Origin of the sequence: Streptomyces sp. NPDC007905 (assembly GCF_042959345.1) — a bacterium.
Lineage (GTDB): Bacteria > Actinomycetota > Actinomycetes > Streptomycetales > Streptomycetaceae > Streptomyces.
In genome coordinates, this window is record NZ_JBIBKS010000010.1 from 172,975 (window position 1) to 192,649 (window position 19,675).

The 19,675-nt window shown below is 71.8% G+C and carries 15 protein-coding genes and 1 pseudogene; 7 read left to right on the plus strand and 9 right to left on the minus strand.

Annotated features, from left to right (window positions below; genetic code table 11):
* Nucleotides 1–159 precede the first annotated feature (159 nt).
* The 3 genes from ACFZDC_RS19645 to ACFZDC_RS19655 all read right to left on the minus strand — a co-directional run bounded on the left by ACFZDC_RS19645 (nt 160) and on the right by ACFZDC_RS19655 (nt 2,296).
* The gene (locus tag ACFZDC_RS19645; protein ID WP_391325380.1) at nt 160–792 is read right to left on the minus strand and encodes a class F sortase; all 633 of its coding nucleotides are present in this window, start codon (nt 790–792) and stop codon (nt 160–162) included.
* Between the two features lie 152 nt (nt 793–944).
* Nucleotides 945–1,589 carry a hypothetical protein gene (locus ACFZDC_RS19650; protein WP_391325382.1) on the minus strand — a complete coding sequence of 215 codons (645 nt, stop codon included), beginning with the start codon at nt 1,587–1,589 and terminating at the stop codon, nt 945–947.
* Nucleotides 1,590–1,903: 314 nt separating this feature from the next.
* Nucleotides 1,904–2,296, minus strand: coding sequence for a TetR family transcriptional regulator (locus ACFZDC_RS19655; RefSeq protein ID WP_391325384.1), 393 nt, complete (start codon nt 2,294–2,296; stop codon nt 1,904–1,906).
* On the opposite strand from ACFZDC_RS19655, the gene ACFZDC_RS19660 reads away from it, so the two are divergent.
* Nucleotides 2,286–2,435 (plus strand): hypothetical protein, encoded by a 150-nt coding sequence (locus tag ACFZDC_RS19660; RefSeq protein ID WP_391325386.1) that lies wholly within the window; start codon nt 2,286–2,288, stop codon nt 2,433–2,435. The genes ACFZDC_RS19655 and ACFZDC_RS19660 overlap by 11 nt on opposite strands.
* Nucleotides 2,436–2,497: 62 nt before the next feature.
* Here ACFZDC_RS19660 and ACFZDC_RS19665 read toward each other — a convergent pair whose 3' ends face one another.
* Nucleotides 2,498–4,147, minus strand: coding sequence for a M4 family metallopeptidase (locus tag ACFZDC_RS19665; protein ID WP_391325388.1), 1,650 nt, complete (start codon nt 4,145–4,147; stop codon nt 2,498–2,500).
* A gap of 136 nt (nt 4,148–4,283) precedes the next feature.
* Between ACFZDC_RS19665 and ACFZDC_RS19670 the strand changes: the two genes are divergently transcribed.
* The gene (locus tag ACFZDC_RS19670) at nt 4,284–4,718 is read left to right on the plus strand and encodes a gamma-glutamylcyclotransferase (RefSeq protein WP_391325390.1); all 435 of its coding nucleotides are present in this window, start codon (nt 4,284–4,286) and stop codon (nt 4,716–4,718) included.
* Here the strand turns inward: ACFZDC_RS19670 and ACFZDC_RS19675 are convergent, their stop codons facing one another.
* The 3 genes and pseudogenes from ACFZDC_RS19675 to ACFZDC_RS19685 all read right to left on the minus strand — a co-directional run bounded on the left by ACFZDC_RS19675 (nt 4,719) and on the right by ACFZDC_RS19685 (nt 8,682).
* A complete protein-coding gene (locus ACFZDC_RS19675; RefSeq protein ID WP_391325392.1) occupies nt 4,719–5,549 on the minus strand; it encodes an arylamine N-acetyltransferase in 831 nt (276 codons plus the stop codon).
* Between the two features lie 57 nt (nt 5,550–5,606).
* Nucleotides 5,607–7,868 (minus strand): molybdopterin-dependent oxidoreductase, encoded by a 2,262-nt coding sequence (locus ACFZDC_RS19680; protein ID WP_391325394.1) that lies wholly within the window; start codon nt 7,866–7,868, stop codon nt 5,607–5,609.
* Nucleotides 7,869–8,006: 138 nt separating this feature from the next.
* A pseudogene (locus ACFZDC_RS19685) lies at nt 8,007–8,682 on the minus strand (vancomycin high temperature exclusion protein).
* Between the two features lie 153 nt (nt 8,683–8,835).
* Between ACFZDC_RS19685 and ACFZDC_RS19690 the strand changes: the two are divergent.
* The 5 genes from ACFZDC_RS19690 to ACFZDC_RS19710 all read left to right on the plus strand — a co-directional run bounded on the left by ACFZDC_RS19690 (nt 8,836) and on the right by ACFZDC_RS19710 (nt 15,966).
* A complete protein-coding gene (locus ACFZDC_RS19690) occupies nt 8,836–9,705 on the plus strand; it encodes a CbiX/SirB N-terminal domain-containing protein (protein ID WP_391325396.1) in 870 nt (289 codons plus the stop codon).
* Between the two features lie 175 nt (nt 9,706–9,880).
* Complete coding sequence (locus ACFZDC_RS19695) at nt 9,881–11,155, plus strand: deoxyguanosinetriphosphate triphosphohydrolase (protein ID WP_391325398.1); 1,275 nt, start codon at nt 9,881–9,883, stop codon at nt 11,153–11,155.
* A 104-nt stretch (nt 11,156–11,259) separates the two neighbouring features.
* Nucleotides 11,260–12,525, plus strand: coding sequence for an FAD-dependent oxidoreductase (locus tag ACFZDC_RS19700; RefSeq protein ID WP_391325400.1), 1,266 nt, complete (start codon nt 11,260–11,262; stop codon nt 12,523–12,525).
* A gap of 47 nt (nt 12,526–12,572) precedes the next feature.
* Complete coding sequence (gene dnaG / locus ACFZDC_RS19705) at nt 12,573–14,480, plus strand: DNA primase (protein ID WP_391325402.1); 1,908 nt, start codon at nt 12,573–12,575, stop codon at nt 14,478–14,480.
* Nucleotides 14,481–14,640: 160 nt separating this feature from the next.
* Complete coding sequence (locus tag ACFZDC_RS19710; RefSeq protein WP_391325404.1) at nt 14,641–15,966, plus strand: sigma-70 family RNA polymerase sigma factor; 1,326 nt, start codon at nt 14,641–14,643, stop codon at nt 15,964–15,966.
* A 37-nt stretch (nt 15,967–16,003) separates the two neighbouring features.
* Here ACFZDC_RS19710 and ACFZDC_RS19715 read toward each other — a convergent pair whose 3' ends face one another.
* Both ACFZDC_RS19715 and ACFZDC_RS19720 read right to left on the minus strand, forming a co-directional pair.
* Entirely contained in the window at nt 16,004–17,932 is a 1,929-nt protein-coding gene (locus ACFZDC_RS19715; RefSeq protein ID WP_391325406.1) for an ABC transporter transmembrane domain-containing protein, read from the minus strand.
* A complete protein-coding gene (locus ACFZDC_RS19720) occupies nt 17,932–19,665 on the minus strand; it encodes an ABC transporter transmembrane domain-containing protein (RefSeq protein ID WP_391325408.1) in 1,734 nt (577 codons plus the stop codon). Before ACFZDC_RS19720 ends, ACFZDC_RS19715 begins: the two co-directional genes overlap by 1 nt.
* Nucleotides 19,666–19,675: the final 10 nt, after the last annotated feature.

Consider the following 19,675-nt stretch of genomic DNA (forward strand, 5'->3'; position numbering starts at 1 on the left):
CGCAGCGTGCGGCCCCGACGTTACCCGGCCGCATCACTCCTGTTTCCCACGAGGAACGCTGCCCTCAGCGGCGGCGGCCGGAGGGTGTGAGGGTCCCGTGCGCGCGCCCGGGAGGCCTGTGAGATGGCCCGGACCAGGCGATACGAACCAGCCGAGACCCTAGGACGGGAGAGCCCGGCTGCCCGTCAGATGGGCGAACACCACCACGTTGCCCTGGTAGCCGGTGGTCTTCGAATAGCCGCCGCCGCAGGTGATGACGCGCAGCTCGGGGCGCTTGGCCGCGCCGTACACCTTCTCGTCGGGGAAGTTGCGGGCCGCGTACACCTCCACCGCGTCCACGGTGAACACGGCCACGGAGCCGTCCTCGCGGTCCACCTCGATGACGGCGCCCCGCTTGAGCGCGCCGAGGTCGTAGAAGACGGCAGGGCCCTCGGCGTTGTCGACATGACCCGCGACGATGGCGGTACCCGTCTCACCGGGTGCGGTGCCGGCCTCGTACCAGCCGGCGAGGTTCTTCTTCTCGGCGGGCGGCACGTCCAGGCTTCCGGAGCGGGTGAGTGCCAGGCCCATCAGGGGGGCGTTCACGCGGATCGCGGGGATGCGGATGCGGGTGGGCGGGGACGGCTCGAGCGCGGAGGCCGTGAGCCGTTCCTCACCCGGGTCGGGCCGGCCCTCGGCGGCCGCCGGCTGCGGCGGCGCGTGTGTCGCGGTCCCGGCGCCGAGCAGCCACACGGCCGAGCCGAGGGCGACGACGGTGACCGCGGCTATGGCGGTGTCCCCGATCCTGCGCATACGAACCCCTCTCCCGGAGGCGGACCCCCTGCGAGGCGGGACCCGGGCGGGTCCCCGAGGTGGGCCCCGGCCCCCTCCGGGCCGCGAGGGGCATCGGACCCGAAGGAGGCGGGGACTTGCGGTACCGGCGGACGGACAGCGGAGGGTGTCCGTCAGATCCCGTCGCCTCTCGCCCGGCGATGCAGGAGCCAGGTACCGCCCGCGGCGGCGACGGCCAGAGCCGTCACACCCGCCGCGGTCTGCGCGGGGTCGGTGCCGAGTGCGCCACCGACCCCCGTCTTCACACTTCCCCGCGGCTGCACCTGCGCGTGCGCCGCGGTCAATGTCACCACCAGGTCGCCCGTGACCTGCTTGGAGCCCTCGGCGCACTGGGCGACGATCTCGTAGGTCCCCGGCTGCGCGCTCGGCGGCACCCGGAACTGGCCGATCGCCTCGCCCTCGTGCGTACTGGGCGCCAGCGTGAAGGTCCCGGCGCCGACCGCGCCCGCGTCCCCGATCGCCGTGCCCTTGTCCCCGCACGCCGCGGTGTTCACGGTGACCTGGCTGCCCGGCACCGTCATCGACGGGTACACCTGCAGGCTGTCGGTGAGGGAGCCGAAGGGCCGCGCCGGGGGCGAGAGCGCGAGCGTGTGGAGGCCCCCGGGACCGAGCAGGGCCGTGGTCTCGGCACCGGCCGGAGCGTCCCGCAGGCGGGTTGCCGTCTGTACTGCTTCGGCGCCGCGGGCCGGTGCCGTGGCGAGTCCCGCCGTAGCTACGGCGAGCGCGGTACCGGTCAGCAGACGGGCGGTGCGTCGCATGGTGCTCCCCAGAGCTTGTCCGACTCGTTCAGGGGTGCGCCCCTGCCCTTTTGAGGTAAGTGGCACTCGGCCCGGTCCGCTTCCTGAAACTCTGTCAGGAATGCGGTGAACGGGTGCCTCCCGCGGCCCCCACACGGCGTAGCGGGACCGCGTTCCGGCAGGTCATGGGCGTGCGCGAGGGCGGCGGTGAAAAGAACACGAATGGCGCCCCGGCCACCGGTGAACGGGTGACCGGCGCACGCGGCGCCCACCAGCCGACCGAGAGACCGTCAGCCCTCGCCGGCCTCCGCCGGTGCACGGGCGCCTGACACCGGTCACAGCACTGGCCGGGCAGCCGCAGGGCCAGTGCGTCGAGGACGATCTCGAGGGCGTACCTGAACCCGGCCGCGCGGAACGCGGCGGGGTCCGCGGTCGCGGCACCGGCCTCGGTGGTGGGGTTCGGGCCGGCCGAGCACCGAGGACACCCAGGGGTGTCGCAGGGCGGTCGCGCGCGAGGAGACCGCCGCCTCGGTGACGGCGGCCCGCCGGTCCGGACCGTGGCAGGGCGGTACGCGGATCTCCGTGGCGACCTCGTCCACGGCCGGCTCGATCAGCTCGTCCTTGGTGGCGGCGTGCCGGTAGAGGGAGGTCGCGCCGGCGTTCGGGCGCGCGGCGAGCTTGCGCATGCTCAGCGCCTCGATGCCGTCCGCGTCCAGCTTGGCGACCACCCGCGCGTTCAGCGCCCTCGGCGTCCCGGCGGCGGCGGTCCGGGCCACGGTGGTGATGCGGGCCACGGTGGTGATGCGGGACGGCAAGCCGGAACAGGCCGCCGCGTCCGTGGCCGAGGAGCCGGAACCGGTCGCCTGACGGCCGTGCGCGGCACAGGGCCGGTGCCCGTCCGGGCACCGGCCCTGTGGCGTTTTGTGGGCTCAGTTGACGTTGACGGCGCTCCACGCCGCCGCCACCGCGTTGTACTCCGTGCTCCCCGCGCCGTACAGGTCCTTCGCCGCGTTCAGGGTCGCCGTTCTCGCTCCCGCGTAGTTCGTGGAGGACGTCATGTAGACCGTCAGCGCCCTGTACCAGATCTTGCCGACCTTGTCCCGGCCGATGCCGGTGACTGTCGAGCCGTTGGAGGTCGGCGAGTCGTAGGCCACCCCGTTGATGGTCTTCGCGCCGCTGCCCTCCGCGAGCAGGTACGCGAAGTGGTTGGCGACGCCCGAGGAGTAGTGGACGTCGAGGTTGCCGACCGAACTGCTCCAGTAGTCCGCAGAGCTGCCGTCCTTGGACGGCTTGTCCATGAAGCGCAGGGCGGGCTTGCCGAAACCGGAGCGGACGATCTTCTCGCCGATGAGGTAGTCACCGGGGTCGGAGGGGTTGTTCGCGTACCACTCGACCATCGTGCCCAGGATGTCGGAGGTGGCCTCGTTGAGCCCGCCGGACTCACCCGAGTAGGTCAGGGCGGCCGTCTTCGAGGTCACCCCGTGGCTCATCTCGTGCCCGGCCACGTCCAGCGCGACCAGCGGCCCGAAGGTGCTGCCGTCACCGTCGCCGTACGTCATGCAGAAGCAGCTGTCGTCCCAGAAGGCGTTGTTGTAGTTGCTGCCGTAGTGGACGCGGTTGTACGAGCCCTTGCCGTCGCCCGCGATGCCGCTGCGGCCGTGGACGTTCTTGTAGTAGTCCCAGGTCTCGTTGGTGCCGTACTGGGCGTCGACGGCGGCCGAGGAGCGGTCGGAGTTGCTTGCCGTGCCCCAGTGGTTGTCGGCGTCCGTGAACAGGGTCGCGGGGGCCCGGCTGAAGCAGATGCCGAAGAAGCACAGGTCGGTCTTGTTGGCGGCGTCACCGGTGTACGTGTTGCCGCGCGTCGGGTCCTTCAGCTGGTACGACGATCCGGACTGGGCCGTCTCCAGTGGCACCGTCCCGCTGTACAGGGACTGGCCGTCGCCGGCGGCGGTCTCGATGCTGTCCCAGGCGTCGATCTGGGCGCCGGTGCGGGCGTCGGTCAGCACGGTCCGGGCGACCGGGTTGCCGAGCGGGTCGAGGCCGACGGCGTTGGTGCGCCAGGCGAGTTTCGGCGCGCCGTGCAGGGCGTCGACGACCAGCTCCGGCTTGACCTTCACCTGCTTCAGTGTCTCGCCGAGGTTGGCGGCACGCAGGGCGCTCACCGCGAGGCCGGCGGCCTTGGGGCCCGACACCCGGGGGATGATCGAGGAGAGCGATATGGGGCTCCTGGTGGCCCGGTTGGCGCTGTGGTAGGCGCCGTCGGGGGCCAGGTGGACGACGAAGTCGCCGCCGAGCACCGGGAGCCGGTGGTAGGTGCGGTCGTACCGGACGTGCTGGGTGCCGTCTTTGTCCACGATGACATCGCGGACGCTGGTGTCCTGGGCGGCGGTCAGACCCAGGCTCGCCGCGTGCGCCACGAGGGCGGAGGCCGCGTTCTCGACGGCGGTGGCCCGGGTCGGCCGGCCGGCGGCGTGCGCGGCGGGGGAGAGGGTGGCGGCCAGCAGGGTCGCGGTGGTGACGGCGATGCCGGCGGTGGCGAGACGACGGGTTCCTCGGACGTGCTGACGTATCCGACTCATCTGTCTCCTTGGGGAGGCGCCTTCGAGGCGTGGGGTGGCGCGGACGTGACTGAGATTTAAGAGCTCATGACATGTCATGTCCATAGCGCCCCCATGGAGATGTGTGGGGAGCCGGAGGGGGTACAGAATCGGTTCCGTGATCACTCCGGACGGCCGACACCCCCTGCCGTTCTTCGTCTACGGCACCCTTCGCCCCGGCGAGCCCAACCACGACGTGTTCCTGCGGGGGCGCACGGAGTCCGAGGAACCGGCCCGCCTCCCGGACGCGGCGCTCTACGACGGCCCCGGCTACCCCTACGCCGTCGAGGAGCCCGGAGCAGGGGCGATAAGCGGCGAGCTGGTCACCGCACTCCCGCAGACATACGGCCCCCTGCTCGCGGAACTGGACCGGCTGGAGGAGTACGTGCCGGGCGACCCCCGCAACCTCTACGAGCGCGTCGACCGGGACGTGGAGCGCCGGGACGGCAGCACCGTCCGGGCGTGGGTGTACGTCGCGGCCCCGCGCGTCGCCGCCCGGCTGCGCGCACGCGGCACACGCATCGAGGACGGCGACTGGCTGTCCCGCCGCTGATCAGTCCAGCAGCGTCAGCCCGTCGGGCACCGTGATCCCGAACTCCTCCGCCATCACGCGCCGTGCCTCCGCCTCCCCGGTGAGCCTGCGCTCGGTCACCGTGCCGTCGGTACGGGTCTCCACCAGCCGGGCACCGTCGAGGGCGAGGTGCCGTTCGGGGGTGGTCCGCTGCAGATAGGGGCGGCGGGTGAAGGGGGAGCGGGGGTTGGTCGCGACGTGCCAGTTGAACACCTCGAAGTCGGGGGCGCCGAACGGCTCCAGCGTGAACGCGTACTGGCTCACCCAGTCCCGCGCATCCCGGTCGTACACCTGCAGCGCCCACAGCTCCAGCGGCCCGTCGTACGGCAGGTGCACCAGCCGGTGCCGGCGCCCCGCGCCCTCGAACTCCTCCCCGACGGTCAGCGGCACCGGCGCCAGCAGCGCCCCGGCCGCCCCGAAACCGACGTCCGCCAGATACGGCTGCGGTTCACCCGGCACCTCCACCCGCAGCATCATGTGCGTACGCGGCCGGCTCTCGGGCGTCTGCGCCCCCAGCACGACCCGGCCGGCGAGCCCGGTCACCCGGAAGCCGAGCGCCTCCAGCGCCAGCCTGAGCAGGGTGTTGTGCTCGTAGCAGTAGCCACCGCGCCGGCCGCGCACCAGCTTGGCCAGCAGATCGGCCGGGGCCAGGGACGGCGCTTGCCCGCCCAGGGCGTCCAGGTTCTCGAAGGGGATGCTCAGGGCGTGCGCGAGGTGCACACCCCGCAGGGTCCCGAGACGGACCTGCCGGCCGCCCTCCCATCCGATGCGCTCCAGATAGGCGTCGAGGTCGAACCGCTCGCTGTCGGACATACCTCGAACCTATGCCAGGGCCGCCCGCCGCCACCGCCCTTCACCGGCAAAACCGCGCTACTCCTGTGGACCCAGTGCTTCCACCCGCACCGCGCACGTCTTGAACTCCGGCATGCCGGAGGTCGGATCGAGCGCCGGGTTGGTGAGGGTGTTGGCGCGGCCCTCGCCCGGCCAGTGGAAGGGCATGAACACGGTGTCCGGGCGGATGGCGGGGGTGATGCGGGCGGGGGCCACGGCGCGGCCGCGCCGGGAGACCACGGCCACCGGGTCGCCCTCGGCCGCCCCGAGCCGCGCCGCGAGGCGCGGATGCAGCTCGACGAACGGGCCGGGCGCGGCCGCGTTCAGCTCCGGCACCCGCCGGGTCTGCGCTCCCGACTGGTACTGCGAGACCACCCGGCCGGTCGTCAGCAGCAGCGGGTACTCGGCATCCGGCTCCTCGGCGGCCGCCCGATGCGCCACGGCGACGAACCGGGCCCGGCCGTCCTCGGTGGCGAACCGGTCCAGGAAGAGACGGGGGGTTCCCGGGTGCACGGCGGTTTCGGCATCCCCCGCCGGGTCGTCGTCCGGCATCGTGTCGAGCACCGCGTCCTCGCCGTCGTCGAGCCCGCGTGCCGCCGGGCCGCCGCGAGCGCGGAACGCCGTCCGCCGGGCCCCCGCCCGCTCTCCGCCCCCACCGTCCTCGACGCCCCCACCGTCCTCGGCGCCCTCGGCGAATTCGGCCGGACACGGCCAGAACACCCCGTTCTCCTCCGCGAGCCTGCGGTAGCTGATCCCGGAGTAGTCCGCCGGTCCGCCCGCGCTCGCCCGGCGCAGTTCCTCGAACATCTCCTCGGGGTCGGCCGGGAACCCCTTCTCCACACCGAGGCGGGCGGCCAGGGCGTGCAGTACCTCCAGGTCGCTGCGGACGCCCGTCGGCGGGGCGATCGCCCGGCGGCGCAGCAGGACCCTGCCCTCCAGGCTGGTCGTCGTCCCCGTCTCCTCGGCCCACTGGGTGACCGGCAGGACGACGTCCGCCAGCTCCGCCGTCTCCGAGAGGACCACGTCGCACACGGCGAGGAAGTCCAGTGAGCGCAGCCGCTCCTCGATGTGCGCCGCGTGCGGCGCCGACACCACCGGGTTGGAGCCCATCACCAGCAGTGCCCGGACGTCCGTGCCGAGGGCGTCCAGCAGCTCGTACGCACTGCGCCCCGGCCCGGGCAGGCTGTCCGGGTCCACGCCCCACACCTGGGCCACGTGCCGCCGCGCCGCCGGGTCGTCCAGCTTGCGGTACCCGGGCAACTGGTCTGCCTTCTGGCCGTGTTCCCGCCCGCCCTGCCCATTGCCCTGCCCGGTCAGACAGCCGTACCCGGACAGCGGGCGGCCCGCGCGGCCGGTCGCCAGGCACAGATTGATCCACGCGCCCACGGTGTCCGTCCCCTTGGACTGCTGCTCCGGCCCCCGTGCCGTCAGCACCATCGCCGACTCCGGCTCGCAGAACAGCCGTACCGCCTCGCGCAGTTGTGGCACGGATACCCCCGTGATCCGCTCCACGTACTCCGGCCAGTGACCCATCGCCGCCGCCCGGGCCTCCGCCCAGCCGGCCGTGCGCTCCCGGATGTACTCCTCGTCCGTGCGGCCCTCGGCCACGACCAGGTGCAACAGGCCCAGCGCGAGGGCGAGATCCGTGCCCGGGCGGGGCGCCAGGTGCAGGTCCGCCTGCTCGGCGGTCTTCGTGCGACGCGGGTCCACCACGATCAACGTGCCGCCGTTCGCCCGCAGTTCGCTGAAGAAGCGCAGCGACGGGGGCATGGTCTCGGCGAGGTTGGAGCCGACCAGGATCACACACCCGGTCCGCGGGATGTCCTCCAGCGGGAACGGCAGCCCCCGGTCCAGACCGAACGCCTTCGTACCGGCGGCCGCCGCCGACGACATGCAGAAGCGGCCGTTGTAGTCGATCTGCGAGGTGCCCAGCACCACCCGGGCGAACTTGCCGAGCGCGTACGCCTTCTCGTTGGTCAGCCCGCCCCCGCCGAACACCCCCACCGCGTCGGCGCCGTACCGCTCCCGGGTCGACCCCAGCGCCCCGGCGATCCGGGCCAGCGCCTCCTCCCAGGAGGCGGACACCAGCCGGTCACCGGACCGCACCAGCGGCGAGGTCAGCCGGACCGCCGACGACAGCACCGCCGGTGCCGTACGGCCCTTGCCGCACAGTGCGCCCCGGTTCACCGGGAAGTCCGGCCGTTCGGTCACCTCGACGCCCCCCTGCGGCAGGGGCGTGATGTTCATCCCGCACTGCAGGGCGCAGTACGGGCAGTGGGTGGGCGTCGAGGTGGTCTCCATGCGGACCAGCGTGCTTCGGGCGTGTTACGGCCCGCGCCCGCTCCCGGTTACACGGCCGGGACGACCACCTCCCCGTGCCGACACAAGCGCCGTGAGGCGACCGTCACCGCTCGGCGGCGAGCGCCGGGAGATCCCGGGTCAGCGCCCCGCGGCGAGCGCCCGCGCCACCCCGGGCTCCTTCGGCCCGAGAAACCGCGGATCCGGTCGGACCATCGTGTCCAGTACCGCCTTGCCCGCCGCGAACACCTCGCGCGTGCCGCCGTAGTACCAGGTCGCGTCGTGCTTGGCGTCCACGCCGACCCCGTACGACTCCACCCCCGCCGCCTCGCACAGCGCCACCGCCCGCCGGATGTGGAAGCCCTGGCTGATCAGCACGGCCCGGTCCACCCCGAAGATCTTCCTGGCCCGCACACAGGAGTCCCAGGTGTCGAAACCGGCGTAGTCGCTGACGATCCGCCGCTCCGGCACCCCGTTTTTGCCGAGGTACGCGCGCATGGCGTCCGGCTCGTCGTAGTCCCTGCGGCTGTTGTCCCCGGTGACCAGCACGACCTTGATCCGGCCCGTCCGGTACAGCTCGGCCGCCGCGTCCAGCCGGTGCGCGAGGTACGGGGACGGCTCCCCGTTCCACAGCCCGGCCCCGAACACGACGGCGACCTCGGCGCGCGGCACGTCCGCCGTCGTCCGCAGCCGGTCCGCCGTCGACACGTACAGCCAGGTGACCGGCAGCAGCGCCAGCACACACGGCCATCACGGCCTGCACCAGCCGCCGCTGCCCCGTGCGGGTGCGCGGCAGCCGCGGTCGACGGATCCTCATACGGTCCCCCCACGGATCGGTTCCGACCATGGGGACGCGATCAGCGGCGATCCGGTTCACCTCACATCGCGCATCCGTACGACGTGAACCCGCGGAAAATACCCGTGACGACCCGGCAACGGCCGCGCAACCTCCCCCCGGCAGGATCGTTCCATGACGGCGCCGAACCCTCCTCGCGACGAGTCCACCCTCCACCTCGACAGCACGGCGAACCTCATGAACAGCATCAGCAGCCGGCTCGCCGGCCAGCTCAGGCTCGTCTCGCTGAGCGGACGCCGCCGCCCGGCCCCGCCCGCCCTCGTCCTGGTCGCCCACGGCAGCCGTGACCCGCGCGCGCTGGACACCGTACGGGCCCTGGGGGACCGAGTACGCGAGCTGCGTCCCGGGCTCCCCGTCCACCTGGGCCACATCGAGCTGAACGAGCCCCTGCTTCCAAACACCCTCGCGGCCCTGGGTGACACCCCCGCCGTCCTCGTACCGCTCCTTCTCGGCCGCGGCTACCACGTCAAGCAGGACATCCCGGAGATGGCCGCGGCCGCGCAGGCACGCCCGCGGGTGGCCGCCCCGCTGGGCCCACACCCGCTGCTCGTGGAGACCCTGCACGCCCGCCTCGTCGAAGCCGGCTGGCGCACGGCCATGGACGACACCACGCGCCGGGCGACCGCGGTGGTACTGGCCGCGGCCGGCTCCCGCGACCCCGACTCGGCAGCCGACACCCGCCGCACGGCCCGCCTCCTCGCCGGCCGCCTGGGGGTCCCGGTGGTCCCGGCGTACGCCTCGGCGGCGGCCCCGACGGTCACGACGGCCCTGCGCGCCCTGGCGACGAGGGGCCGCCGAAGAGTGGCGATCGCCTCGTACTTCACGGCTCCGGGCCGCTTCGCGACCCAGTGCGCGGAACAGGCGCCGTGGATCGCCTCGGCTCCCCTGGGAGCCCACGAGGCGATGGCCCGCCTGGTCCTCCACCGCTACGACCAGACCCTGGCGACCCCGGCGACGACACAACCGCACCTGGCCTCGGCTTGAGACGGGCGGCGGCCAAAACCCCCAGGGGCGCCGGGCCGTAGCGACAGGCGGCTTTGCCGCGTGGGCCCGACCCCCGCCACGGCGAACCCCGTACGCGCCCGGAAAACAGAACCCGGCAGGCGACTGGGCGCACCGGCAGCACCCGATTGTCACTGCCGACGCTTACTGTCGAATCATGGAAGGCACCGCACCCCCGAACTTTTACGACCCCACGTCCGTCGACCGCTGGGCCCCCGAGCCCGACAAACGCCCAGGCCGTACCGCCTTCCAACGCGACCGGGCCCGCGTCCTGCACTCCGCGGCCCTGCGCCGCCTCGCGGGCAAGACCCAGGTGGTCACGCCGGGTACCCGCAGCCAGGTCTGGGACGCCAGCCCCCGCACCCGCCTCACCCACTCCCTGGAGTGCGCCCAGGTCGGCCGGGAGCTGGGCGCCGCCCTCGGCTGCGACCCCGACCTGGTGGAGGCCGCCTGCCTCTCCCACGACCTGGGCCACCCCCCGTTCGGCCACAACGGCGAACAGGCCCTGAACGAGTTCGCCGACGACTGCGGCGGCTTCGAGGGCAACGCCCAGTCCCTCAGACTCCTCACCCGCATCGAACCCAAGCGGTTCACCGCCGACGGCTCGGTCGGCCTCAACCTCACCCGCGCCGCCCTGGACGCCGCAACCAAGTACCCCTGGCCGCGCGGCGCCCATCCCGCCGACCCCGCGTCCCGGAAGTTCGGTGTCTACGAGGACGACCGGCCGGTGTTCGACTGGGTCCGCAGCACCGCCCCCGGCACCCGCACCTGTTTCGAGGCCCAGGTCATGGACTGGGCGGACGACGTGGCCTACTCGGTGCACGACGTCGAGGACGGCCTGCACGCCGGCCACATCGACCCCAACTGCCTGCACGCCGAACCCGAGCGGCAGGCGGTGTTCGAGGTGGCCATCGGCCGGTACGTCCCCGCGGACACCGACCCGGCCGAGCTCGCAGCCGCCCTCGACCGCCTCCAGGACCAGGAGTGGTGGCCGCACGGCTACGACGGCACGGCGGTCGCCCAGGCCCGCCTCAAGGACGCCACCAGCCAGCTGATCGGCCGGTTCTGCCTGGCCGCCGAGGGCGCGACGCGCGCCGCCCACGGCAACGGCCGGCTCACCCGTTACGGCGCCGAACTCGTCGTACCCCGCGGGGCCCGCATGGAGTGCGCGGTGCTCAAGGCGGTCGCCGACCGGTACGTCATGCAGCGCGCCGAGCAGGAGCTGCTGCGCGCCGACCAGCGGGTGGTCGTCGCCGAGCTGGCCGAGGCGCTCACCGCCCGCGCCCCGGAGGGCCTGGACCCGCAGTTCCGGGCGCTGTTCGACCAGGCACCCGACGACCACGCGCGCAAGCGGGTGATCGTCGACCAGATCGCCTCCCTGACCGACGCCTCAGCCCGCTCGCTGCACGCGAGACTGACGGGGCATATGTGAAGGGAAAGTGACCCAGGGTGGCCTGATCGGGTCACTCCCTCTTCCCGCATCACGCTGCGTGCGGGACGCTCGCATGTGGCGGCACCCTTACGAGGAGGCATCAAGTGGTCGACGCGGATCAGACATTCGTCATCGTCGGAGGCGGTCTCGCCGGCGCGAAGGCGGCCGAGACGCTCCGTGCGGAGGGCTTCACCGGCCGGGTGATACTGATCTGTGACGAGCGCGACCACCCGTACGAGCGGCCGCCGCTGTCCAAGGGCTACCTGCTCGGCAAGGAGGAGCGGGACAGCGTCTTCGTGCACGAGCCCGCCTGGTACGCGCAGAACGACGTCGAGCTGCACCTCGGCCAGACCGTCGACCGGATCGACCGCACCGCGAAGACGGTGCGCTTCGGCGACGACGGCACCCTCGTCCACTACGACAAGCTCCTGCTCGCCACCGGCGCCGAGCCCCGCCGCCTCGACATCCCCGGCACGGACCTCGCGGGCGTCCACCACCTGCGCCGCCTCGCCCACGCCGAGCGGCTCAAGGGCGTCCTCGCCTCGCTCGGCCGGGACAACGGGCACATCGTGATCGCGGGCGCCGGCTGGATCGGCCTGGAGGTCGCGGCGGCGGCCCGCGAGTACGGCGCCGAGGTCACCGTGATCGAACCGGCGCCGACCCCGCTGCACGGCGTCCTCGGCCCCGAGCTGGGCAACGTCTTCGCCGAGCTGCACCGCGCGCACGGGGTCCGCTTCCGCTTCGGGGTGCAGCTCACCGAGATCGTCGGCCAGGACGGCATGGTCCTCGCGGCTCGCACCGACGACGGCGAGGAGCACCCGGCACACGCCGTCCTCGCGGCGATCGGCGCGGCACCGCGGGCCGCTCTCGCGGAGGCCGCCGGGCTGGAGCTTGCCGACCGGGCGCACGGAGGCGGTGTCCTGGTGGACGAACGGCTGCGTACGTCCGACCCCGACATCTACGCGGCCGGTGACGTCGCCGCCTTCCCGCACACCCTCTTCGACGCCCGGATCCGGGTCGAGCACTGGGCCAACGCCCTGAACGGCGGCCCGGTCGCGGCCCGCGCGATGCTCGGCAAGGACGTGACCTACGACCGCGTGCCCTACTTCTTCACCGACCAGTACGACCTGGGCATGGAGTACAGCGGATGGGCGCCGGCGGGGTCGTACGACGAGGTGGTCATCCGGGGCGATGCGGGCAAACGGGAGTTCATCGCGTTCTGGTTGCGGGAAGGGAGGGTGCTGGCCGGCATGAACGTGAACGTGTGGGATGTCACAGAGCCGATCCAGCAGCTCATCCGTTCCAAGGCCCGGCTGAACACGGACGCGCTCGCGGACCCGCACGTACCGCTCGACAGCCTCACCTCCTGACCTTTCGCGGAGCCAGGACTGTCACACCGTCCCCGTAGAATTCAGGCGTGGCAGGACGGATCAACGACGAGGACGTGAAGGCGGTACGGGACGCGGTCCCGATCGACGCCGTGGTCTCCGAGTACCTCCAGCTGCGCAACGCCGGTGGCGGCAACCTCAAGGGGCTGTGCCCCTTCCACGACGAGAAGTCGCCGTCCTTCCAGGTCAGCCCGAGCAAGGGACTCTTCCACTGCTTCGGCTGCCAGGAGGGCGGCGACACCCTCACCTTCGTCATGAAGGTGGACCACCTCTCCTTCTCGGAGGCGGTCGAGCGCCTGGCCGCCCAGGCCGGCATCACGCTGCGCTACGAGGAGGGCGGGTACAACCCCGCCCACCAGCGAGGCGAGCGCATCCGCCTGGTCGAGGCACACAAGATCGCCGCCCAGTGGTACGCCGAGCAGCTCGCCACCAGCCCCGAGGCCGAGACCGGCCGGGTCTTCCTCGCCGAGCGCGGCTTCGACCAGGCCGCGGCCGTCCACTTCGGCGTCGGCTACAGCCCCCAGGGTTGGGACCACCTCACCCGCCACCTGCGCGGCAAGGGTTTCACGGACAAGGAGCTGGTCCTCTCCGGACTGTCGCAGGAGGGCCGCCGCGGTCCCATCGACCGGTTCCGGGGCCGGCTGATGTGGCCCATCCGGGACATCGGCGGCGAGGTCGTCGGCTTCGGCGCGCGGAAGCTGTACGAGGCGGACAACGGTCCCAAGTACCTCAACACGCCCGAGACAGCGATCTACAAGAAATCGCAGGTCCTCTACGGCATCGACCTGGCCAAGCAGCACATCGCCAAGAGCAGCCGGGCCGTCGTCGTCGAGGGGTACACCGACGTCATGGCCTGCCACCTGGCGGGTGTGACGACGGCCATCGCCACCTGCGGTACGGCCTTCGGCGGCGACCACATCAAGATCCTGCGCAGGCTGTTGATGGACAACGGCTCGGCTCGCGTGATCTTCACCTTCGACGGTGACGCGGCCGGTCAGAAGGCCGCCCTGCGCGCCTTCGAGGACGACCAGAAGTTCGCCGCCGAGACGTACATCGCGATCGCGCCCGACGGCATGGACCCCTGCGAACTGCGCCTGGCCAAGGGCGACGACGCGGTCGCCGACCTGGTCGAACCACGCACCCCGCTCTTCGAGTTCGCGCTCCGCCAGCTCGTGGGCCGCTACGACCTCGACACCCCCGCCGGCCGCGCCGCCGCCCTGGACGAGGCCGCCCCGATCGTCGCCCGCATCAAGAACAGCGGCGCCCAGCACGAGGTCGCCGTCGAACTCGCCGGCATGCTCGGCATCCTCGACACCCAGTTCGTCGTCAAGCGGGTCGGCCAGCTGGCCCGCTGGGCCCGCGAGCGCGGTGGCAAGGGCGGTCCGCAGCAGCAGCCCCGCGCCTCCCAGCAGTGGGAGACCGGTCCCCGCACCGCGGCCCCTTCCGGCCCGGCCCTCACCCTGCGCAACCCCGTCCACGCCGCCGAACGCGAACTCCTCAAACTCGCCCTCCAGCGGCCCGAACTGGTCTCCCCGGCCTTCGACGCGTACGGCGTCGACGAGTTCACCGCCCCGCCCTACGCCGCCGTACGCCAGACGATCGCGGAGGCGGGCGGCGCCGAGTTCGGCGTCCAGGACCCGCAGGAGTACCTGGTCCGCGTCCGCGAGGCCGCGGCCGACGACACCGTCCGCGCGATGGTCACCGAGCTGGCCGTCGAGCCGATCCTGCGCCGCACCGTGGACGAGACGTACGCCGGCACGGTCCTGGTGCAGATCCGCCGCCGGGCCGTGGAGCGCCGCATCCGCGACATCCAGTCCCAGCTGACCCGCCTGTCCACCGGCGGCGACCCCGCCCAGCTGGCCGCCGTACAGAACGAGATGTGGGTCCTGCAGCAGTACGACCAGGCGCTGCGCGAGCGGGGCGCGGAAGCGCTCTAGCCCTCCGGAAGCGCGGCCCTCACCGCCCGCACCCGGGCGGTCGCCGATCCGGCGAGGGTGAGCACTTCCGGGCCCGGTCACCAGCCGGTCACGGACCGGACGCAAAAAGTCACCGCACGCCCCTCGTGGCGGGGATGTGTCGTACTCCACACTGGGTGCGGTGCCCGAGTCCCTGGGGCCTGTCCGACGATTCCCGCCTGCCCCGCGCTGCGGGCGGACGACGGGAATCGTCGGACAGGCCCCAGGAGCGCAGTCCGTCGGCTCTCCGCTCCCGAAGTACCGCTGCCGCACACCTTCAGCAGCGATCATCCTGGAGGTCGCCCCCGTGCAGACCCAGACCCTCACCCAGACCGACAGCAGCACCAGCGCCACCGCGGACGAGCCGGACGCGGACCCGGAGGTCCTCGTGGCCGTGCCCCCGCAGAGCCGTGCCGCCTTGCACCCGGAGGGAGCGACCGCCGAGCCGGCGGAGCCGCCGGCCGAGGCGCTCACGGCGGAGCCCGAGGAGCAGGACGAACCGCTGGAGGCCGCCGAGCCCGTCGAGGCCCCGGTCGCCGCCCGCGCCGAGACCGGCGGACCCTCCTCGGACCTGTTCCGCCAGTACCTGCGCGAGATCGGCCGCATCCCGCTGCTCACCGCGGCCGAGGAGGTCGAACTCGCCCGCCGGGTCGAGGCCGGGCTGTTCGCCGAGGAGAAGCTCGGCAACACCCCTGACCTGGACAGCCAGCTCGCGCTCGACCTGGACCGGCTCGTGGTCATGGGCCGGATGGCCAAGCGCCGCCTCATCGAGGCCAACCTGCGGCTCGTGGTCTCCGTCGCCAAGCGGTACGTCGGCCGCGGGCTGACCATGCTCGACCTGGTCCAGGAAGGCAACCTCGGGCTCATCCGGGCCGTGGAGAAGTTCGACTACGCCCGCGGCTACAAGTTCTCCACCTACGCCACCTGGTGGATCCGGCAGGCCATGTCCCGCGCCCTGGCCGACCAGGCCCGCACCATCCGCGTCCCCGTGCACGTCGTGGAACTGATCAACCGGGTCGTCCGCGTCCAGCGCCGCATGCTCCAGGAACGCGGCTACGAGCCCACCCCCGACGAGGTCGCCACCCACCTCGAGCTGCCGCCCGAGCGCGTCTCCGAGGTGCTGCGACTCGCCCAGGAGCCGGTGTCCCTGCACGCCCCGGTCGGTGAGGAGGACGACGTGGCACTCGGCGACCTCATCGAGGACGGCGACGCCACGAGCCCCGTCGAGTCGGCCGCGTTCCTGCTGCTCAGGGAGCACCTGGAGGCCGTGCTCTCCACCCTCGGCGAACGCGAACGCAAGGTCGTCCAGCTCCGCTACGGCCTGGCCGACGGCCGCCCCCGCACGCTGGAGGAGATAGGCCGCATCTTCGGCGTCACCCGTGAACGGATACGGCAGATCGAATCCAAGACCCTGGGCAAGCTCAGGGACCATGCCTTCGCGGACCAGTTGCGGGGCTACCTGGACTGAAGGGGCCGCTCACCCGACGGGAGCGGCCCCTCGAGGATCAGTCGACCTCGGCGACCGCCTGCGCGAACTGAGCCTTGTACAGCCGCGCGTACGCCCCGTCGGCCGCCAACAGCTCCGCGTGCGCGCCCTGTTCGACGATGGCCCCGTTCTCCATCACCAGAATCGTGTCGGCATCGCGAATCGTCGACAGCCGGTGCGCGATGACGAACGAGGTCCGCCCGTCGGCGAGTTTGGCCATCGCCTTCTGGATCAGCACCTCGGTACGGGTGTCGACCGAGCTGGTCGCCTCGTCCAGCACCAGGATCGTCGGGTCGGACAGGAACGCCCGCGCGATGGTGATGAGCTGCTTCTCACCGGCGCTGACGCCCGTGCCCTCGTCGTCGATCACGGTGTCGTAGCCGTCGGGGAGGGTACGGATGAACCGGTCCGCGTGGGCCGCCCGTGCCGCCTCCTCGATCTCGCCCCGGGTGACCTCGCGCGAGGCGCCGTACGCGATGTTCTCCGCGATGGTGCCGCCGAACAGCCAGGTGTCCTGGAGCACCATGCCGATTCCGGCCCGCAGGTCGTCCCGGGACATCCTCCGGACGTCCACGCCGTCGAGGGTGATGCGTCCGTCGGAGACGTCGTAGAACCGCATCAGCAGGTTGACCAGTGTGGTCTTGCCCGCGCCCGTCGGCCCGACGATCGCCACCGTCTGCCCCGGCTCCACCGTCAGCGACAGATCCTCGATCAGCGGCCGCTCGGGGTCGTACCGGAACGACGCGTGCTCGAGCCGCACCCGGCCGCGCAGCTCCGCCGGCCGCTCGCCCGGCACCGGATCCGCCTCCTGCTCCTCCGCGTCCAGGAGTTCGAAGATCCGCTCGGCCGACGCGACACCCGACTGCACCAGGTTCGCCATCGACGCGACCTGCGTCAGCGGCATCGAGAACTGCCGCGAGTACTGGATGAAGGCCTGCACATCGCCGATGGACAGCGCGCCCGACGCGACCCTGAGGCCACCGACGACCGCCACCAGCACATAGTTCAGGTTCGACACGAACATCATCAGCGGCTGCATCACACCGCTGTTGAACTGCGCCTTGAACGAGGCCTCGTACAGCGCGTCGTTCTGCTCGGCGAACTGCTGCGCCGACTCCTCCTGCCGCCCGAACACCTTCACCAGGGTGTGCCCGGTGTACATCTCCTCGACGTGCGCGTTCAGCTTGCCCGTGGAGCGCCACTGCTGCACGAAGTGCGGCTGCGACCGCTTGCCGACCCGGGTGGCGACCACGAACGACAGCGGTACGGTCACCAGCGCGACCAGTGCCAGGATCCAGGAGACGTAGAACATCATCGCGAGCACGCCGATGATGGTCAGCAGCGAGTTGATCAGCTGGCCCATCGACTGCTGCAGTGTCTGCCCGATGTTGTCGATGTCGTTGGTGGCGCGCGAGAGCACCTCACCGCGCTGACGCTTGTCGAAGTACGACAGCGGCAGCCGCGACAGCTTGCCCTGCACGGCCTCCCGCAGCCGGTACATCGTGCGGTTCACGGCGCGGTTGACCAGCCGAGTGGCGACGGCCATCAGCAGACCGGCGACCAGGAACGTACAGAGCGCGAGCAGCAGGACGTTCCCGACCGCATCGAAGTCGATGCCTTTTCCGGGGGTGAAGTCGGTGCTCTTCAACATGTTCGCGATCCGGCCCCGGCCGTGCTCGCGCATCGACTGGAGCACCTGCTCCTTGGTGGCCCCGGCGGGCATCTGCCGGCCGATGATGCCGGCGAACACCAGGTCGGTGGCCCTGCCCAGGATCTTCGGGCCGATCACGTTCAGCCCCACGCTGACGACCACGCACAGCAGCAGGGCGTAGATGGTGACCCGTTCGGGCCTGAACTGGGAGACGAGCCGTTTGCCCGACCCCTTGAAGTCCATCGAGCGCTGGTCGGGGCCGCCCCCGGCCATCATGCGTCCCATGGGCCCGGCCATCAGGCAGCCTCCGCTTCCGTGAGCTGGGAGAGCACGATCTCCCGGTAGGTCTCGTTGCCCGCCATCAACTCGTGATGCCGGCCGGAGCCGACCACCCGGCCCTCGTCGAGCACGATGATCCGGTCCGCGTCCCGGATGGTCGCCACCCGCTGGGCCACGATGACGACGGTCGCCTCGGCGGTCTCGCGGGCGAGCGCGGTGCGCAGCGCCGCGTCGGTGGCGTAGTCGAGCGCGGAGAAGGAGTCGTCGAACAGGTAGATCTCCGGACGCTGCACCAAGGTGCGGGCGATGGCGAGCCGCTGCCGCTGACCGCCCGACACGTTCGTGCCGCCCTGCGCGATCGGCGCGTTCAGACCACCCTCCAGCTTCTGCACGAAGTCCTTGGCCTGCGCCACCTCCAGCGCGTGCCACAGCTCCTCGTCGGTGGCGTCCGGGTTGCCGTAGCGCAGGTTGGTGGCGACCGTGCCCGCGAACAGGTACGGCTTCTGCGGCACGAGCCCGACGGTCTTCGCGAGCAGCTTCGGCTCGACCTCCTGGACGTCCACGCCGTCCACCAGTACCTCGCCCTCGGTGGCGTCGAACAGCCGCGGGACCAGACCCAGCAGCGTCGACTTGCCGCTGCCGGTCGACCCGATCACGGCGGTCGTCTCACCGGGCCGGGCCACCAGCTCGATGGACTTCAGCACCGGCTCCTCGGCACCCGGATAGCGGAAGCCCGCGCCCCGGATCTCCAGATGGCCGTGCCGGTGCAGCTCGGAGACCGGCGCGAGCGGCGGCACGACGCTGGAGTCGGTGTCCAGGACCTCCTGGATGCGCTCGGCGCACACCTCCGCGCGGGGCACCATCATGAACATGAAGGTGGCCATCATCACAGACATGACAATCTGCATCAGATAGGCGAGGAAGGCGGTCAGATCGCCGATCGCCATCCCGCCGCTGTCGATCCGATGGGCGCCGAACCAGACCACCGCGATCGACGACAGGTTCACCACCGTCATGACGATCGGGAACATCAGCGCGAGCATCCGGCCGGTGGCCAGCTGCATCTCGGTCAGCTCGCCGTTCGCCTTCCCGAACCGGCCCTTCTCGTACTCGTCCCGGACGAAGGCGCGGATCACCCGGTTGCCGGTGATCTGCTCGCGCAGCACCCGGTTCACCGTGTCCAGGCGGACCTGCATGGACCGGAACAGCGGCCGCAGCCGGCGCACGATCAGCGTCACGGAGATGCCGAGCACGGGCACGACGGCGATGAGCACCGCCGACAGCGGCACGTCCAGGCCGAGCGCCAGCACGATCCCGCCGACACACATGATGGGCGCCGAAACCATCAGGGTGAACGTCATCAGGGCCAGCATCTGGACCTGCTGTACGTCATTGGTCGTACGGGTGATGAGCGAGGGCGCCCCGAAGTGACCCACCTCACGGGCGGAGAAGGACTGCACCCGGTCGAAGACGGCGCCGCGCACGTCCCGGCCGAGCGCGGCGGCGGTCCGGGCGCCGTAGTACACGGCACCGATGTTGCAGACGACCTGCGCCAGCGAGATGCCGATCATCAGGGCGCCGAAGGACAGGATGTAGTCCGTGTCGCCTTTCACGACACCGTTGTCGATGATGTCGGCGTTCAGAGTGGGCAGGTAGAGGGTGGCGCAGGTCTGCAGGAACTGCAGCAGCACCAGGATCGCTATGGGTTTCCTGTAGGGCCTGAGATAGGTCCGCAGAAGTCGTATGAGCACGCTACGTCTC

Bases quoted from the DNA above. Each gene is read 5' to 3' on its own strand.
- ACFZDC_RS19645 (WP_391325380.1), bottom strand. From the start codon at position 792: ATGCGCAGGATCGGGGACACCGCCATAGCCGCGGTCACCGTCGTCGCC.
- ACFZDC_RS19650 (WP_391325382.1), bottom strand. From the start codon at position 1,589: ATGCGACGCACCGCCCGTCTGCTGACCGGTACCGCGCTCGCCGTAGCT.
- ACFZDC_RS19665 (WP_391325388.1), bottom strand. From the start codon at position 4,147: ATGAGTCGGATACGTCAGCACGTCCGAGGAACCCGTCGTCTCGCCACC.
- ACFZDC_RS19675 (WP_391325392.1), bottom strand. From the start codon at position 5,549: ATGTCCGACAGCGAGCGGTTCGACCTCGACGCCTATCTGGAGCGCATC.
- ACFZDC_RS19680 (WP_391325394.1), bottom strand. From the start codon at position 7,868: ATGGAGACCACCTCGACGCCCACCCACTGCCCGTACTGCGCCCTGCAG.
- ACFZDC_RS19690 (WP_391325396.1), top strand. From the start codon at position 8,836: ATGACGGCGCCGAACCCTCCTCGCGACGAGTCCACCCTCCACCTCGAC.
- ACFZDC_RS19695 (WP_391325398.1), top strand. From the start codon at position 9,881: ATGGAAGGCACCGCACCCCCGAACTTTTACGACCCCACGTCCGTCGAC.
- ACFZDC_RS19715 (WP_391325406.1), bottom strand. From the start codon at position 17,932: ATGGCCGGGCCCATGGGACGCATGATGGCCGGGGGCGGCCCCGACCAG.